Here is a 17,366-nt window from a genome sequence, read left to right on the forward strand (position 1 = left end):
GAATCCGCTTTATAACTCTTATTTTGTGGTATAATGAAGAGAATTGTTAATATAAAAAAATATAATAGACAAACAAATTTTTATATTTATAAACAATGATAAACTCTTATTTATGATTATATAACAGAAAAGAAGAAAATTTCGAAGGATAATTTGTATTTAGATAATACAAGCTAATGATAGGATGGTTCAAATATGGAAGAAAATTATAACTTATCTATAACTCAAATAAAGAATTCTATTAAAGAAAATTCTTTAATTTTGTTTGTCGGTGCAGGGATTTCAGCAAATTCTAATCTACCAACTTGGGGCGAATTGATTCAATCATTAAAAAAAGAGTTGAACTTACCAGAAGAAAGAACAGATAGTCCTCTGAGAATTGCTCAGTATTATTATGATAATTTTGGGAAAAATCAGTACACAAAAAAGATAGAAGAAATTTTCTTTAAGAGGGGATTAAGTAAACCAAATGAGTTACATAAATTAATAGAAAAAATAGCACCAAAACATATTATTACGACAAACTATGATTCACTTCTGGAAAGTCAGTTTGAAAGTGGTTTGTTAAGGTACAATGTAGTAGCTGAAGATAAAGACATCCCCTATACGAGTTCGGAAAGATACTTGATTAAAATGCATGGAGACTTCAGTAAGAAAAATATTGTTTTAAAAGAAGAAGATTATTTAGACTATCCTTTGAACTTCCCAATGATTTCTACTTTAATCCAGTCATTGATAATGAATCATACTTTATTGTTTGTGGGGTATTCTCTAAGTGATTCGACTTTTAATTCAATTTTTAGAATGATTCAAAATACATTTAAATTGGATGCTAAAAATGCTTATTTTTATACTCCCGAGGAACCGTCTATGATCATCCGAGAGTATTACAAAAAGCAAGGAATTATCATTATCTCTAACGAAGAGAATCCAGGTGAGGAGGCATCAGAAAAACAGAAAAAATTGTATTGCAGGACAAAAGATTTTTTAGAGGCTCTATCAGAAAACCGAAGTCAAGATGTAAATAATGCTGATGATTTATGGAATCAACTGGCTTTTTTAGATAGACTTAGTTTTATTGATGCGAAAGATTTTTCTAGATATTCTGCTTTAAAGAAAAGAGCTTTAAACTGGGATGATGAATATCGCTGGTTTGGAAATAATCAATTAACATTTGAAGTTGATGGTCATGAAGAATTACGAAATATGGTATATAAAAAATCTTTATTAAACCGGTTTCTAGATATGGATATTGATGAACCTAGAGATTTAAAGGAGAATCGCTTCTTAAGTGAGGCTTTTAAGTTGTATGAAGAAAAACAATATTCTTTAGCAAAAGCAAAATTTAGAGAACTAGCTAATATAGCATTTCGTCAGAAAGACTATTTTAACTTTTTAGTTTGTGAATTTAATTTTCAGCAAATTAAAATAATTGATAGACGCGAAAAAACACCTAGTTATGCAGAGCCACTTTATGATGGAGAATTAAGCGAATTAACAGAACAAATTATTAACTCGGTTACAGGAGATGAGAAAAAGGTTATAGAATTTTTTAGAGATTCAATCCTTAATCTCAATTTTTTATATAGAAAATTAGAAACTATTAATGAATTATTTGATGAAATTCGTGAAGAGCATGAAAACTATAGAAGAGGAGGATGGTCTTCTAATTATCATCTCTTTAATGCGAAGTTTACAGTAAAAAATCTTTATAATTTTTTAAAATTAAATTGTTTATGTGTTGAACATTATAAGATTTATAAATCAATCGTTAATAGATATTTAGAAATATTATTACTCAGTTATGATAATTCATATGTAAATCCTGAGGCAAGTATTTTCGATAGAACAGCCTCTTGGCTTAAAAATCTAGATTTGGATGATGTCCAATTAATTCTGCCGAGTATAGATTTTAAGGTTGTAAATTTATATTTTAGAAACTATTCATTTAGCAAAATAAAAGTTACTGAGGAAGCGAAAGACTACTTGTTGAATCGAATTACTTATCTTCAAGAAAGACTTGAAATTACTGAATATGAAAACCTCCGAGAACTTAAAAATATACTAACTTTTCTTCCTCTTGTTGATGATATTGACATAGAAAGAGTAATAGAGATTTTAAATACTCAAACACTGTATTATAATTGGAGAGAGGAAATTAGGGGACTTATTAAAATAGTTCTCGCTAATATGGATTCTATTGATAAAAATTCATTGAATTCTAAGATAATTGGGATTGTAAATAAACATTTAAATGAAATTTTGGAGAACAATTTTTCGTTATATTATTCAGTGTATCCACTCTATTCACAGTTACTAGAATACTGCTCAACTGATCAGGAAACTGCAATAGTAGTACTCGAAAAATTTAATACAGATATTTTAAGAATAAAATATAAAAAAGACGATATAAAAAAAATCTTAGAATATTCTGACTTGATATGTCACTTATTTAAGTATTTTGAAGAGGATGTTAAAGATGATATTTTAGATACTCTAAAAGCTTATGAAAAATCAGAAAACATTATTTACCATAAAGTAATTGATCTGATGAGTTCTAAAGTCTATGATTTTCCTCAGATACAAAATAAAATCTACCATTATTTGATTGAAAGAATTAATGATAAAAGAGTTGAGGGGGTTAAAACTTTCCCAGAACCAAGAGAAAAATCTGTATCAGATTTATACAACTTAAGTAGAAAAGGATATTTTTCTGATTTTGAGATTTTAAAAGATATTGAAGAAGATATTCGAGGACTTTATCCTGAAGTAGATTGGACTTGGTTCCATGATAGAAGTGATGATGTTATCCATCGTCTATTAGAATATAGAACTCCCAATAATATTAAAACTTATTTTTCAAAAAATGAAGAAGATAATAAATTGATTAATGAGTATATTTTAAAAGCTCTCGATGAGGATAAACTAATACTTAAGAAATAGACTGAAACAACTAAATAAAAAAACAGTTAATTTATGACAAATTTGACCTTGAAGAGAAGCTGTAATTTCCTAAAGTGAATTTTCAAAGACTTGAAAGCAAAATGTTTGAATCTAGCAGAACACTATTTGGTACAATAATAGGTAATCCATAGCTGTAGAGATTCGGTGGAACTTTTTGATAGTGACAATGAATTGCTTCCTCAAAAATCTAAGGAATTGTAGTCCTAAAATTCACACAAAACTCTTCAATTTGGGTTTGTGAAAATCGGTTTTTTATGATAGAATATTAAGGAATGTATGTCATTCGATAAACAAATTTAATGAGGTAAAAACATGGAAATCATGACACTTGCGATTGCTGTTTTTGCCGTCATCATTGGTTTAGTCATTGGATATGTCAGCATCTCAGCTAAGATGAAATCATCTCAAGAGGCTGCAGAGTTGATGCTTCTAAATGCTGAACAAGAAGCAACTAATTTACGAGGACAAGCTGAGCGCGAAGCGGATTTATTGCTAAATGAAGCCAAGAGCGAAAGCAAGTCTCTTAAAAAAGAAGCACTATTGGAGGCCAAAGAGGAAGCCAGAAAATACCGTGAAGAAGTGGACGCTGAATTTAAGTCAGAACGTCAGGAGCTCAAGCAAATCGAAAGTCGTTTGACGGAGAGAGCTACGAGCCTTGACCGTAAGGACGACAATTTGACGAACAAAGAAAAAACACTTGAACAAAAAGAACAAAGTATTTCTGATAGAGCAAAAAACCTTGATGCACGTGAAGAGCAATTAGAGGAAGTCGAAAGACAAAAAGAAGCTGAACTTGAACGTATCGGCTCGCTTTCCCAAACTGAGGCTCGAGATATTATCTTGGCTCAGACAGAGGAAAACTTGACCAAGGAAATTGCTAGCCGCATTCGTGAGGCAGAGCAAGAAGTCAAGGAACGTTCAGACAAGATTGCGAAAGATATCTTGGTTCAGGCTATGCAGCGTATCGCTGGTGACTATGTAGCAGAGTCAACAAACTCGACAGTTCACCTACCAGATGATACCATGAAGGGACGCATTATCGGTCGTGAAGGTCGCAATATTCGTACCTTTGAAAGTTTGACAGGGGTAGATGTCATCATTGACGACACGCCAGAAGTGGTAACCTTGTCAGGATTTGATCCGATTCGTCGTGAAATTGCTCGTATGACCATGGAAATGTTGCTCAAGGATGGCCGTATCCACCCAGCTCGTATCGAAGAGTTGGTGGAGAAAAACCGTCAGGAGATTGACAATAAAATCCGTGAATATGGGGAGGCTGCTGCCTATGAGATTGGTGCGCCAAACCTCCATCCAGACTTGATGAAGATTATGGGACGTTTGCAGTTCCGTACTTCTTATGGACAAAATGTCTTGCGTCATTCGATTGAGGTTGCTAAGTTATCTGGTATCATCGCCAGTGAACTTGGTGAAAATGCAGCTCTTGCCCGTCGTGCTGGATTCCTTCACGACATCGGGAAAGCTATTGACCGCGAGGTTGAAGGTAGCCACGTTGAGATTGGTACGGAATTGGCTCGTAAGTACAAGGAACACCCAGTTGTGGTGAATACCATTGCTAGCCACCACGGTGATGTCGAAGCCGAAAGTGTCATTGCAGTGATCGTTGCTGCAGCAGATGCCTTGAGTGCAGCGCGTCCAGGTGCTCGTAGCGAGTCTCTTGAAAGCTACATCAAGCGTCTCCATGATTTGGAAGAAATCGCCAATGGCTTTGAAGGAGTGCAAAATAGCTTTGCTCTTCAAGCAGGACGTGAAATCCGTATCATGGTTAATCCAGGACAAATCAAGGACGACAAAGTCACAATCTTGGCTCACAAAGTTCGTGAGAAAATTGAAAATAATCTCGATTACCCAGGAAATATCAAGGTAACCGTGATTCGCGAACTTCGTGCAGTAGATTATGCGAAATAAATAAGAAAGAGCAGTTGAAATATTACTGCTTTTTTGTTACACTAGATAGAAAGACTGTAGAAGGATAACTGACGCGATCATCAGTATTCGAGAGAAATTTTACTTTATTTCACAGACTAACTAAAGGAGACATAATGGCAGACCGAGGCTTGCTAATCGTTTTTTCTGGTCCTTCAGGAGTTGGGAAAGGAACGGTTAGAAGAGAGATTTTTGAGAGTTCTGAGAATCAATTTCAATACTCTGTATCGATGACGACGCGTGCGCAACGTCCTGGTGAAGTGGACGGAGTGGACTATTTCTTCCGTACTCGTGAAGAGTTTGAAGAGCTGATCCGTCAAGGTCAGATGTTGGAATATGCAGAGTATGTCGGTAACTACTATGGAACTCCTCTGACCTATGTCAATGAAACTCTGGACAAGGGAATCGATGTCTTTCTTGAGATTGAAGTGCAGGGAGCCCTTCAGGTTAAGAAAAAGGTTCCAGATGCTGTCTTTATCTTTCTAACACCACCAGATTTGGATGAATTGCAAGATCGTTTGGTAGGTCGTGGAACAGATAGTGCAGAAGTGATTGCCCAACGAATTGAAAAAGCCAAGGAAGAAATTGCCCTCATGCGTGAGTATGATTATGCTATTGTCAACGATCAGGTGCCCCTCGCTGCTGAACGTGTCAAGCGTGTGATCGAAGCAGAACACTTCCGTGTGGACCGTGTTATTGGTCACTACCAGGAGATGTTGCCAAAATCTCCAACTACTCGATAAACTATAGGAAACAGGTACAAGCAAATGATGTTAAAACCCTCTATTGATACCTTGCTAGACAAGGTACCATCAAAATATTCACTCGTAATCTTGGAAGCAAAACGTGCCCACGAACTAGAAGCAGGTGCGCCAGCAACTCAAGAGTTTAAGTCTGAAAAATCAACTCTTCGCGCTTTGGAAGAAATCGAGTCAGGAAACGTTACGATTCACCCAGATCCAGAAGGAAAACGTGAAGCGGTTCGTCTCCGTATCGAAGAAGAAAAACGCCGCAAAGAAGAAGAAGAAAAGAAAATCAAAGAGCAAATCGCTAAAGAAAAAGAAGATGGTGAAAAAATTTAAGGTTGGGGGGACTCAATCTTATTTTTTCTATTGCAAGAATATACTGATACTCAATGAAAATCAAAAAGCAAACTAGGAAGCTAGCCGCAAGCTGTACTTGAGTACGGTAAGGCGACGCTGACGTGGTTTGAATTTGATTTTCGAAGAGTATGACAAGGAGGAGGTGAGAAGATGGCGATCGCAAAGATAATCGTGGATGTTCCCCTGATGCAGACGGACCAGCCCTATAGTTATAAGGTCCCAGAGGAATTTGAAGTGATGCTGGAAGTCGGTATGCGGGTCCATGTTCCTTTTGGCAAGGGCAATCGCTTGATCCAAGGAATTGTTCTTGGCCTGGAGTCCCAGTCAGATGAAGAGATGGAAGGTCAGGGCTTGAAAGAGATTGCAGAGGTGCTAGATTTTTCTCCCGTCTTGACCCAAGAGCAACTCTGGTTGGCTGAGAAATTACGCAAGTCCGTCTTTTCTTACAAAATCTCCATCCTAAAAGCCATGTTGCCAGGATTTTTAAACTCCAGCTATGATAAGATTCTCTATCCTTTAGAAGGTCTCAGTCAGGCAGACCGAGAGCGTCTGTTTGGTTCAGAAGATTCGCTAGCCTTTTCTTCTTTAGACCTTGCCAAGCAAGCTGAAATGATGCGCTTGACCAGAAAAGGGTTGCTCCGTTTAGAGTACCAGGCTGTTGATCAGAAGAAGGTCAAGACCCAATCTTGGTATGAGGTCCATGTTGAGCAGTTAGAAGGTGTTGAGATTTCTGCGCGTGCTAAGAAAAAGGCAGAGCTGAGAGACTATTTACTGTCTCGTCCTGAGAGTGCTCCTCTGGCTAGCTTGTTAGAGTCTTATTCGCGGGAGCAAGTCAACTTCTTTGTGGATCAAGGAGCTCTAACCCTTGTTCAAAAGGAAGTGCAACGTTCAGCTGCTTATTTCGAAGGCATTGAAGCCAGTCAACCTTTGGAGCTGAACCCAGAGCAAAGACAGGCGCGTGATGCGGTTATCAGTGCTATTGGCAGTCAGCAACCACCATTCCTCCTTCAAGGGATTACAGGAAGTGGGAAAACAGAGGTTTACTTGCAGATTATCCAAGGAGCCTTGGACAAGGGTAAGACAGCTATTTTACTGGTACCTGAGATTTCTCTGACGCCACAAATGACGGAGCGTTTCATTGCTCGTTTCGGCGAGAAAGTAGCTATCCTCCACTCAGGCCTTTCCAATGGTGAAAAGTACGATGAATGGCGCAAGGTTGAGCGTGGCGATGCCCAAGTTGTCGTTGGCGCTCGATCAGCTATCTTTGCTCCTCTGAAAAATCTAGGTGTCATCATTATCGATGAAGAGCATGAAGCTAGTTACAAACAAGACAGCAATCCCCGTTACCATGCTAGAGAGGTCGCCATTCTACGGGCCCAGTACAATCAAGCAGCCCTGGTCCTTGGTTCGGCAACACCGAGCTTAGAGAGCCGTGCGCGGGCTGGAAAAGGTGTCTACCAACACTTACGTCTGACCCAACGGGCCAATCCTTTAGCCACCATTCCTGAGGTTCAAGTGATTGACTTTCGGGACTATATCGGGCAGAATGAGACGTCAAACTTTACGCCCCCTTTACTAGAAGCCATCCAAGACCGTTTGGATAAAAAAGAACAGGTAGTCCTCATGCTCAACCGTCGGGGTTATTCTAGCTTTGTTATGTGTCGGGAGTGTGGAACGGTAGATAGCTGTCCCAACTGTGATATTTCTCTGACTCTCCACATGGATACCAAGACCATGAACTGCCATTACTGTGGCTTTTCTAAGGGAATTCCTCATGTCTGTCCTAACTGTCAGAGTCGCAGCATTCGCTACTACGGTACAGGGACTCAGAAAGCCTACGATGAGCTAGCAGAGCTCTTTCCTCAGGCTCGCATTCTGCGGATGGATGTGGATACGACCCGCAGGAAGGGGAGTCACCAAGCTCTTCTTGACCAGTTTGGCCGAGGCGAAGCGGATATCTTGCTGGGAACTCAGATGATTGCCAAGGGCTTGGATTTTCCAAATGTGACTTTGGTTGGAGTACTCAATGCGGATACGGCCTTGAACCTGCCTGATTTCCGTTCTTCTGAGAGAACCTTCCAACTCTTAACTCAGGTGGCTGGTCGGGCAGGTCGTGCGGAAAAAGCTGGGCAGGTCTTGATTCAGTCATACAATCCGGAGCACTATGCCATTCGTTTTGCAAAAGATCAGGATTATGAAGGTTTTTATGCCTATGAAATGAGTATCAGACGCCAACTTGGCTACCCACCTTATTATTTCACCATTGGGATTACCCTCTCTCACAAGAAAGAAGAAGAGGTTGTCAAACGTGCCTATGAAGTTATGGGAATTTTGCGCTCAGGTTTATCGGAAACTAGTAAAATCCTTGGACCAACGCCCAAACCCATCGCCCGTACCCACAACCTTTATCATTACCAGATTTTAATTAAATACCGTTTAGAAGATGAGCTGGGACCAACTCTCAATCGAGTTTTGGACTTGACTCAAGAACGGGAAAATAGCGAGCTTCGTCTCAGCATTGACCATGAGCCGCAGCAATTTTTATAAGAAGGAGAAGAAATGACAAAACTAATCTTTATGGGGACTCCCGATTTTTCATCGACAGTTTTGAAGGGCTTGTTATCAGACGACCGTTATGAGATTCTAGCTGTTGTGACCCAGCCAGACCGCGCTGTCGGCCGTAAAAAAGTGATCCAAGAAACCCCAGTCAAGCAGGCTGCCAAAGAAGCAGGCCTTCCTATCTACCAGCCTGAAAAATTATCTGGAAGTCCTGAGATGGAAGCCATTATGAAGCTAGGAGCGGATGGGATTGTGACCGCTGCTTTTGGGCAATTTCTCCCAAGTAAACTTCTTGATAGCATGGACTTTGCGGTCAACGTTCATGCTTCCCTCCTTCCCAAACACCGTGGTGGCGCTCCCATTCATTATGCCCTGATTCAAGGGGATGAGGAAGCTGGTGTGACCATTATGGAAATGGTTAAAGAAATGGATGCAGGAGATATGATTTCCCGTCGCAGTATTCCCATCACAGATGAGGACAATGTCGGCACCTTGTTTGAAAAATTAGCGATTGTTGGTCGTGACTTGCTTTTGGATACCCTTCCTGCCTATATTGCTGGGGAGATCAAACCTGAACCACAAGATCCTAGTCAAGTTACTTTCTCGCCAAATATCAAACCAGAGGAAGAAAAGTTGGACTGGAATAAGACTAACCGTCAACTCTTCAACCAAATCAGAGGCATGAATCCATGGCCTGTTGCCCATACTTTTCTCAAAGGCGACCGCTTTAAAATCTATGAAGCCCTACCAGTAGAAGGTCAGGGAGTTCCAGGGGAGATCCTCTCAATCGGCAAGAAGGAATTGATCGTCGCTACGGCAGAAGGTGCTCTGTCTCTTAAGCAAGTGCAGCCAGCTGGGAAACCTAAGATGGATATCGCTTCCTTCCTCAACGGAGTGGGACGGACATTGACTGTAGGAGAACGATTTGGTGACTAAAGTAGAAACGGCTAGAAGTCTAGCTCTAGCAGTGCTAGAGGATGTTCTAGTCAACCAAGCATATTCGAATATTGCCTTAAATAAACACCTCAAGGGGAGTCAACTCTCAGCAGCAGATAAGGGCTTGGTGACAGAGATTGTCTACGGAACGGTAGCCCGAAAACTCAACCTGGAATGGTACCTGTCCCACTTTATCGAAGACAGAGATAAGCTTGATAACTGGCTCTATATCCTGCTCCTCCTGAGCGCCTACCAACTTCGGTATCTGGATAAGATTCCTAATCACGCTGTTGTTAATGAAGCAGTGGAATTGGCTAAATTACGTAAAAAAGGCAGTGAGAAATTGGTCAACGCCGTCCTTCGTCGTATCTTGCGAGAAGGTTGGCCAGATATTGACAGCATCAAACGAAAAAATAAGCGTGATTCCATTGCCTATTCTCTCCCAGTTTGGCTCGTGTCTAAACTCAAGGAAGAATACGGTGAAGAGCGAGCACAAGCCATCTTTAAAAGTCTCTTGGTGCGCAACAAAGCCAGTATTCGTGTAGCCGATTTGAGCCGAAAAGAGGAAATCAAAGCCTTGTTAGAGGCGACTGATTCCCCTTTGGCTGCTACTGGTCTGGTCAAGGAGCACGGCCACTTTGCAGGACATGATTTGTTCGCAGAAGGGGCCATTACCATCCAAGACGAGTCCAGTCAACTGGTTGCTCCGACTCTTGATCTACAAGGTGATGAGCAGGTTCTAGATGCCTGTGCTGCTCCGGGTGGGAAAACAGCCCATATGGCCTCTTACCTCACATCCGGTAAGGTGACGGCTTTGGATCTTTATGATCATAAGTTGGACTTGATCCAAGAAAATGCGGAGCGTTTAGGAGTAGCAGATCAAGTGCAAACGCAAAAATTGGATGCCAGAAAAGTGCATGAGTTTTTCGGTCGGGACTCTTTTGATAAGATTTTAGTAGATGCTCCCTGTTCTGGAATTGGACTTTTACGTCGTAAACCAGACATCAAATACAATAAAGAAACGGCAGATTTCACCTCCTTACAGGAAATTCAGCTGGAAATATTAGGTAGTGTTTGTCAAACGCTACGAAAAGGTGGTATAATAACTTATAGTACCTGTACTATTGTCTCTGAGGAGAACTTTCAAGTCGTTGAGGCGTTTTTAGAAAGTCATCCCGAGTTCGAGCAGGTTAAACTAGAACACGAATGTAAAGATATCCTGAAAGATGGCTGCATCCTGATCACTCCTGAATTGTATGGAAGTGATGGATTCTTTATCAGCCAATTTCGCAAGATATCAGAATAGGAAGGAACTGACACAATGGAAATAGCATTATTAACAGATGTTGGTCAGAAACGGACAAATAATCAGGACTATGTCAATCACTTTGTCAACCGAGCAGGACGCACTATGATCATCTTGGCTGACGGGATGGGAGGACACCGTGCAGGAAATATCGCTAGTGAGATGGCGGTAACAGACCTTGGTGTGGCTTGGGTGGATACCCAAATTGACTCAGTCAATGAAGTTCGTGAGTGGTTTGCCCACTACCTGGAGATTGAAAATCAAAAAATTCATCAACTAGGTCAGGACGAAGCCTACAGAGGCATGGGAACAACGCTAGAAGCTGTTGCTTTTATTGACAACCAAGCCATCTATGCTCACATTGGAGATTCTCGTATCGGTTTGATTCGTGGAGAAGAATACCACCAGTTGACAAGTGACCATTCCTTGGTCAACGAATTGCTCAAGGCTGGTCAATTGACTCCAGAAGAAGCAGAAACTCACCCTCAAAAGAATATCATCACCCAGTCTATCGGACAAAAAGATGAAATCCAGCCAGATTTTGGGATGATTACACTGGAGTCAGGAGATTATCTCTTGCTCAATAGTGATGGTTTGACCAATATGATTTCGGCAAGCGAGATTTATGATATCGTAACCAGCGATATTTCCCTAGCAGACAAGGCGGCAACCCTCATTCGCTTCGCTAACAATGCAGGAGGTTTAGACAACATTACGGTTGCCCTTGTTTACATGAACGAGGAGGCAGCAGAATGATCCAAATCGGCAAGATTTTTGCCGGGCGGTATCGGATTGTCAAGCAGATTGGTCGGGGAGGCATGGCAGATGTTTACCTGGCCAAGGATTTGATCCTAGACGGGGAAGAAGTGGCAGTGAAGGTCCTGAGGACCAACTACCAGACGGACCCGATTGCTGTGGCACGTTTCCAGCGTGAAGCGAGAGCCATGGCGGATCTGGACCATCCTCATATCGTTCGGATAACAGATATTGGTGAGGAAGACGGTCAACAGTACCTAGCTATGGAATACGTAGCAGGCCTTGACCTCAAGCGTTATATCAAAGAACACTATCCTCTTTCAAATGAAGAAGCAGTTCGGATCATGGGGCAAATCCTCTTGGCCATGCGCTTAGCCCATACTCGAGGAATTGTTCACCGGGATTTGAAACCTCAAAATATCCTCTTGACACCTGACGGCACAGCTAAGGTCACGGACTTTGGGATTGCTGTAGCCTTTGCGGAGACTAGTCTGACCCAGACCAACTCAATGTTAGGCTCTGTTCATTATTTGTCACCTGAGCAAGCACGTGGATCTAAAGCGACCTTCCAGAGTGATATCTATGCAATGGGGATTATCTTCTATGAAATGCTGACTGGTCATATTCCTTACGATGGGGATAGTGCAGTTACGATTGCTCTCCAGCATTTCCAGAAGCCACTTCCGTCCGTCATAGCTGAAAATCCATCTGTCCCTCAGGCTTTAGAAAATGTTGTCATCAAGGCAACTGCTAAGAAGCTGTCAGATCGTTATCAGTCTGTTTCAGAAATGTATGTGGACTTGTCAACTAGCTTGTCTTATAATCGTCGGAATGAACCGAAATTGGTCTTTGACGATGCGAGTAAGGCAGACACTAAGACTTTACCTAAAGTTCCACAAAGTACACTGACATCGATTCCTAAAGCTCCGGCGCAAGAAGAACGCCCTCAACCAAAGAAATCAACTCAACCAGTCGCAGAGCCAGCTCCAGCGCCAAAGCCTGCCAAGAAACGGAAGTTTAAGGCTCGCTATATGATTCTTTTGGCCAGTCTTCTATTGGTTGCAGCCTCTTTGGTCTGGATTTTGTCAAGAACACCAGCAACGATTCCTATTCCTGACGTAGCCGGACAAACTGTTGCAGAGGCTAAGGAAGCTCTTAAAAAATCCAAGTTTGAAGCCGGTGAAGAAAAGTCAGAGGCCAGCGATACAGTAGCAGAAGGACGAGTTATTCGAACGGATCCAGAAGCTGGTAGCGGCCGAAAAGAAGGAACCAAGGTCAATTTGATTGTTTCTTCTGGTAAGCAATCCTTCCAATTGAGCAATTATGTCGGACGTAAGTATACGGAAGTTGTAGCTGAACTCAAGGAGAAGAAGGTTCCTGAAAATCTAATCAAGATGGAAGAGGAAGAATCCAATGAAAGCGAACCTGGAATCGTCCTCAGACAGACCCCTGCTTCGGGTTCGACCTATGATCTCTCAAAAGCCACTACGATTACCTTAACAGTAGCTAAGAAGGTGACTAGTGTCAGCATGCCGAACTACATCGGTTCAAGTCTCGAGTTTACAAAGAATAACTTGACTCAGATTGTCGGTGTGAAGGAAGCAAATATTGAGGTTGTTGAAGTATCGACTGCTCCTGAAGGAACGGCAGAAGGAACTGTTGTCAGTCAAACGCCAAGAGCAGGAGAACAGGTTGATCTTGCAAGTACGCGTATCAAACTTTCCATCTACAAACCAAAAACACCACCATCAACTTCATCCTCTAATCCTGCCCAACGTGGGAACCAAGGTTCTCCTACAAGTCCAAACCAGGGGAACCAACAAGGAAATCAACAAGGGAATACTCCTTCTAGCAGTTCATCCAATAGTGAAGGAACTCACGAGAGTTCTCGAGATTAGACGAATCTTTGTCATGATTTCATGACAAAGATTTTTTTTCACAAGATTTTGTGATAAAATATAGGAAGTAGAAAAAAGGAGGAGAAAATGGACGAATCGAGAGAGTTGAATGCCGTCATTGATGTGATTATGCTAGCAGGAACCATTCTCCTGAAAAGCGGCTCAGAGATTCATCGGGTTGAGGATACTATGATCCGTATTGCCCATTCACAAGGAATAATGGATTGCAATGTTCTTGCCATGCCCGCAGCTATTTTCTTTTCTATCGAAAACACCAATATTTCTCGGATGAAACGGGTGACCTCATCCTCTTATAACATTGAGAAAGTCTGTGATGTCAACCAAGTATCACGGGAGCTTGTCGGAGGTCAGATTGATCTCTCGACAGCCTTTAAAAAGCTGAAAGAAATCGGCAATCAAGCCCTTCCTTATACCAAGTTCCAAGTGACCGTAGCAGCGACCCTCAGTGCCCCTTTCTTCTCGATTATGTTTGGGGGCAATGTCTATGACGCTTTTGGCGCCGCTATTGCGACCTTATTTGGATTTGCCTTCTCTCTCTACGTAGAGAAGTTTGTCCGCATTCCTTTTGTAACGGCCTTTGCGGGTGCCTTTGTTTTCGGATTGATTGCCCAGTTCTGGGCCCGCTACACAGGATTTCCTTCGACGGCAGACCTGATTATAGCAGGAGCGGTCATGCCCTTTGTTCCAGGTATTGCTCTGACAAATGCGGTACGGGATATCATGACCAACCATATTAACTCTGGTATGAGCAAGATGTTTGAATCTTTGCTCATTACCCTCGCTTTAGGGGCTGGCACCTCTGTCGCCCTGGTTTTGATGACATAAGATGACTCTAACAAGTATTTTGCTCCAAGCAGTGGCGAGTTTACTCGCCATTATCACCTTTCTAATCGTACTGAATGTTCAACGCTCCATGCTCCTACCTGGTGGTATTTTGGGAATGGGCGTTTGGCTCCTCTATCTCGTGCTCAAAGAACCAACCAATGTTATTATTGCGACCTTTATCGCAGCAGTAATTGGCTCTTGCATCAGCCAGATTTTAAGTATTGTCTATAAGACACCAGCGGTGGTCTTTGTATTGGCCATTCTTGCCCCCTTGGTGCCGGGTTATTTATCCTATCGAACGACAGCTTTCTTTGTGACAGGAGATTACAGCCATGCTATTGCCAGCGCGACTTTGGTGGTTATGTTAGCTCTTGTTATTTCTATTGGAATGGCAAGTGGAACAGTAATTCTAAAGCTTTATTACTACATCCGAAAACAACGAGGAATCTCTTCCTAATGCAGTCAAAGCAAAGACTTGATTTGTTGAATCAAGTCTTTTTTCTCTCTTTTGTCCCTATTTGTGATAAAATAGAATGAAACGATTTTTTACAATGAATGAAAAAACAGAGGTAAATATGACAATCGGTATTGATAAGATTGGTTTTGCGACCAGTCAATACGTCTTGAAATTACAAGACTTAGCAGAAGCGAGGGGAGTTGACCCCGAAAAATTTAGCAAGGGACTCTTGTTAAATGAAATTAGTATTGCGCCACTGACTGAGGACATTGTTACCTTGGCAGCTAGTGCAAGCAACTCTATTTTAACAGACAAAGAAAAAGAAGAAATCGATATGGTCATCGTGGCGACCGAGTCAGGGATTGACCAGAGTAAGGCAGCGGCAGTCTTTGTTCATGGCTTGTTAGGCATTCAGCCTTTCGCCCGTAGCTTTGAAATTAAAGAAGCCTGCTATGGAGCGACAGCTGCCCTTCATTATGCTAAATTGCATGTGGAAAATTCTCCAGAGTCTAAGGTTTTGGTCATTGCCAGTGATATTGCCAAGTATGGTGTGGGAACTCCAGGTGAGCCAACCCAGGGTGCTGGAAGTGTGGCGATGCTAATTACTCAAAATCCGCGCATCATGGCCTTTAACAATGATAACGTTGCTCAAACGCGAGACATCATGGATTTCTGGCGTCCGAACTACTCAAGCACTCCTTATGTAAACGGCATGTACTCGACCCAACAGTATCTTGATTGCCTGACAACGACTTGGGATGAATACAAGAAACGCTATGATTGGACGATGGATGACTTTGCGGCTATCTGCTTCCACTTGCCTTATCCTAAGTTGGCCCTAAAAGGCTTGCGCAAGATGATGGACAAAACTTTGTCTAAAGAAAAACAGGATAGTTTGCAAGAGAACTTTGATAAGTCCATCCTTTACAGTCAGATGATTGGAAATATCTACACGGGTTCCCTCTTCCTCGGGCTTCTCTCCCTTTTGGAAAATGCAGAGACTTTGAAGGCTGGAGATAAAATTGCCCTCTACAGTTACGGAAGCGGCGCGGTTTCAGAGTTCTTTAGTGGTGAATTGGTCGAAGGCTATGAGGCTTACCTTGATAAGGACCGCTTGAGCAAACTCAAACAACGTACAGCATTGTCAGTTGTAGACTATGAAAAAGTCTTCTTCGAAGAGGTGCAGTTGGATGAGTCTGGTTCAGCCCAATTTGCAGGCTATGAACATCAAGACTACGCCTTGGTTGAAATTGTCGACCACCAACGCCGTTATAGCAAGGTTGAAAAATAATGAAGATAAGTTGGAATGGATTTTCTAAAAAATCATACCAAGAGCGCCTGGAGTTGTTGCGAGCTCAGGCGCTCCTTAGTCCTGAAAAGCAAACCAGTCTAGAGCAGGATGAACAAGTCAGCTTGGCCATTGCAGACCAGCTGAGTGAGAATGTGGTAGGAACTTTTTCTCTGCCTTATTCCATTATTCCAGAGCTTTTGGTGAATGGTCAGGACTACACAGTTCCCTATGTGACAGAAGAACCCTCAGTGGTTGCTGCGGCCAGCTATGCCAGCAAAATCATCAAACGGTCAGGTGGCTTTACTGCTCAAGTACATCAGCGCCAGATGATCGGTCAGGTAGCCCTTTATCAAGTTGCTGAACCTGAAAAAGCGCAAGAGAAGATTGCCAACAAGAAAGTGGAGCTCTTGGAACTTGCCAATCAAGCCTATCCTTCTATCGTCAAACGTGGTGGCGGGGCGCGTGATTTGCATGTAGAGCAGATCAAAAGTGAAACAGACTTTCTCGTTGTTTATCTCCATGTCGATACCCAGGAAGCCATGGGAGCCAATATGCTCAACACCATGCTGGAATCCTTGAAGCCAGTCTTAGAAGAACTCAGTCAAGGACAAAGCCTTATGGGAATTTTGTCCAACTACGCGACCGATTCTCTGGTGACTGCAAGTTGTCGCATCGCCTTTCGCTACTTGAGTCCCCAAAGGGATCAAGGACGAGAAATTGCTGAGAAAATAGCCTTGGCTAGTCAGTTTGCGCAGGCAGATCCTTACCGAGCGGCTACTCACAATAAAGGGATTTTTAATGGTATCGATGCCATTTTGATTGCCACTGGTAATGACTGGCGTGCCATCGAAGCTGGGGCCCATGCCTTTGCCAGTCGAGATGGACACTATCAAGGTCTCAGTCGATGGAGTCTAGATAGGGACACAGAAGAATTGGTCGGTGAGATGACCCTGCCCATGCCGGTAGCGACCAAGGGTGGCTCTATCGGTCTCAACCCCCGTGTTGCTCTTAGTCATGAACTACTGGGAAATCCTTCTGCTAAAGAATTAGCTCAGATTATCGTTTCTATCGGTCTTGCACAAAACTTTGCAGCCCTCAAAGCCTTGGTGAGTACGGGCATCCAGCAAGGTCACATGAAATTGCAAGCCAAATCCCTAGCTCTCCTAGCTGGTGCTAGTGAGTCTGAAGTTGCTCCCCTAGTTGAGCGATTAATCTCGGAGAAAACCTTTAACTTGGAGACAGCCCAGCGCTATCTCGAAAATTTAAGATCATAAAAAACTCAGACCAATCAGTCTGAGTTTTTTGT

Annotated in this window: 13 protein-coding genes; all 13 read left to right on the forward strand. The window is 42.1% G+C overall.

What is annotated here, in order from left to right; genetic code table 11:
• Window positions 1–195: 195 nt before the first annotated feature.
• The 13 genes from HMPREF2991_RS07310 (at window position 196) to HMPREF2991_RS07370 (ending at window position 17,334) form a co-directional block, all read left to right on the forward strand.
• Window positions 196–2,943, forward strand: a complete 2,748-nt coding sequence (locus HMPREF2991_RS07310; protein WP_070568017.1) for an SIR2 family protein — start codon at window positions 196–198, stop codon at window positions 2,941–2,943.
• A 333-nt stretch (window positions 2,944–3,276) separates the two neighbouring features.
• Window positions 3,277–4,890 (forward strand): ribonuclease Y, encoded by a 1,614-nt coding sequence (locus HMPREF2991_RS07315; RefSeq protein ID WP_000404959.1) that lies wholly within the window; start codon window positions 3,277–3,279, stop codon window positions 4,888–4,890.
• A 134-nt stretch (window positions 4,891–5,024) separates the two neighbouring features.
• Entirely contained in the window at window positions 5,025–5,651 is a 627-nt protein-coding gene (gene gmk / locus HMPREF2991_RS07320; protein ID WP_000775041.1) for a guanylate kinase, read from the forward strand.
• Window positions 5,652–5,675: 24 nt separating this feature from the next.
• On the forward strand, window positions 5,676–5,990 hold the full coding sequence (rpoZ, locus tag HMPREF2991_RS07325; protein WP_002874282.1) for a DNA-directed RNA polymerase subunit omega: 315 nt from the start codon (window positions 5,676–5,678) through the stop codon (window positions 5,988–5,990).
• A gap of 171 nt (window positions 5,991–6,161) precedes the next feature.
• Window positions 6,162–8,558, forward strand: a complete 2,397-nt coding sequence (locus HMPREF2991_RS07330) for a primosomal protein N' (protein WP_070683769.1) — start codon at window positions 6,162–6,164, stop codon at window positions 8,556–8,558.
• A gap of 12 nt (window positions 8,559–8,570) precedes the next feature.
• The gene (fmt, locus tag HMPREF2991_RS07335) at window positions 8,571–9,506 is read left to right on the forward strand and encodes a methionyl-tRNA formyltransferase (protein ID WP_070683771.1); all 936 of its coding nucleotides are present in this window, start codon (window positions 8,571–8,573) and stop codon (window positions 9,504–9,506) included.
• Entirely contained in the window at window positions 9,499–10,812 is a 1,314-nt protein-coding gene (rsmB, locus tag HMPREF2991_RS07340; RefSeq protein WP_070683787.1) for a 16S rRNA (cytosine(967)-C(5))-methyltransferase RsmB, read from the forward strand. Before fmt ends, rsmB begins: the two co-directional genes overlap by 8 nt.
• 15 nt (window positions 10,813–10,827) lie before the next feature.
• Window positions 10,828–11,568: a Stp1/IreP family PP2C-type Ser/Thr phosphatase gene (locus tag HMPREF2991_RS07345; RefSeq protein WP_000401527.1), complete on the forward strand. Its 741-nt coding sequence runs from the start codon at window positions 10,828–10,830 to the stop codon at window positions 11,566–11,568.
• Window positions 11,565–13,466 carry a Stk1 family PASTA domain-containing Ser/Thr kinase gene (gene pknB, locus HMPREF2991_RS07350; protein WP_070683772.1) on the forward strand — a complete coding sequence of 634 codons (1,902 nt, stop codon included), beginning with the start codon at window positions 11,565–11,567 and terminating at the stop codon, window positions 13,464–13,466. The genes HMPREF2991_RS07345 and pknB overlap by 4 nt, the downstream gene beginning before the upstream one ends.
• Window positions 13,467–13,553: 87 nt before the next feature.
• On the forward strand, window positions 13,554–14,312 hold the full coding sequence (locus HMPREF2991_RS07355) for a threonine/serine exporter family protein (RefSeq protein WP_000344542.1): 759 nt from the start codon (window positions 13,554–13,556) through the stop codon (window positions 14,310–14,312).
• A 1-nt stretch (window position 14,313) separates the two neighbouring features.
• Window positions 14,314–14,769, forward strand: coding sequence for a threonine/serine exporter family protein (locus tag HMPREF2991_RS07360; RefSeq protein WP_000176902.1), 456 nt, complete (start codon window positions 14,314–14,316; stop codon window positions 14,767–14,769).
• 118 nt (window positions 14,770–14,887) lie between these two features.
• Window positions 14,888–16,060: a hydroxymethylglutaryl-CoA synthase gene (locus HMPREF2991_RS07365; protein ID WP_070568082.1), complete on the forward strand. Its 1,173-nt coding sequence runs from the start codon at window positions 14,888–14,890 to the stop codon at window positions 16,058–16,060.
• Window positions 16,060–17,334: a hydroxymethylglutaryl-CoA reductase, degradative gene (locus HMPREF2991_RS07370; protein WP_070568009.1), complete on the forward strand. Its 1,275-nt coding sequence runs from the start codon at window positions 16,060–16,062 to the stop codon at window positions 17,332–17,334. The genes HMPREF2991_RS07365 and HMPREF2991_RS07370 overlap by 1 nt, the downstream gene beginning before the upstream one ends.
• Window positions 17,335–17,366 lie beyond the last annotated feature (32 nt).

This window comes from Streptococcus sp. HMSC072D07, from assembly GCF_001814835.1.
GTDB lineage: Bacteria > Bacillota > Bacilli > Lactobacillales > Streptococcaceae > Streptococcus.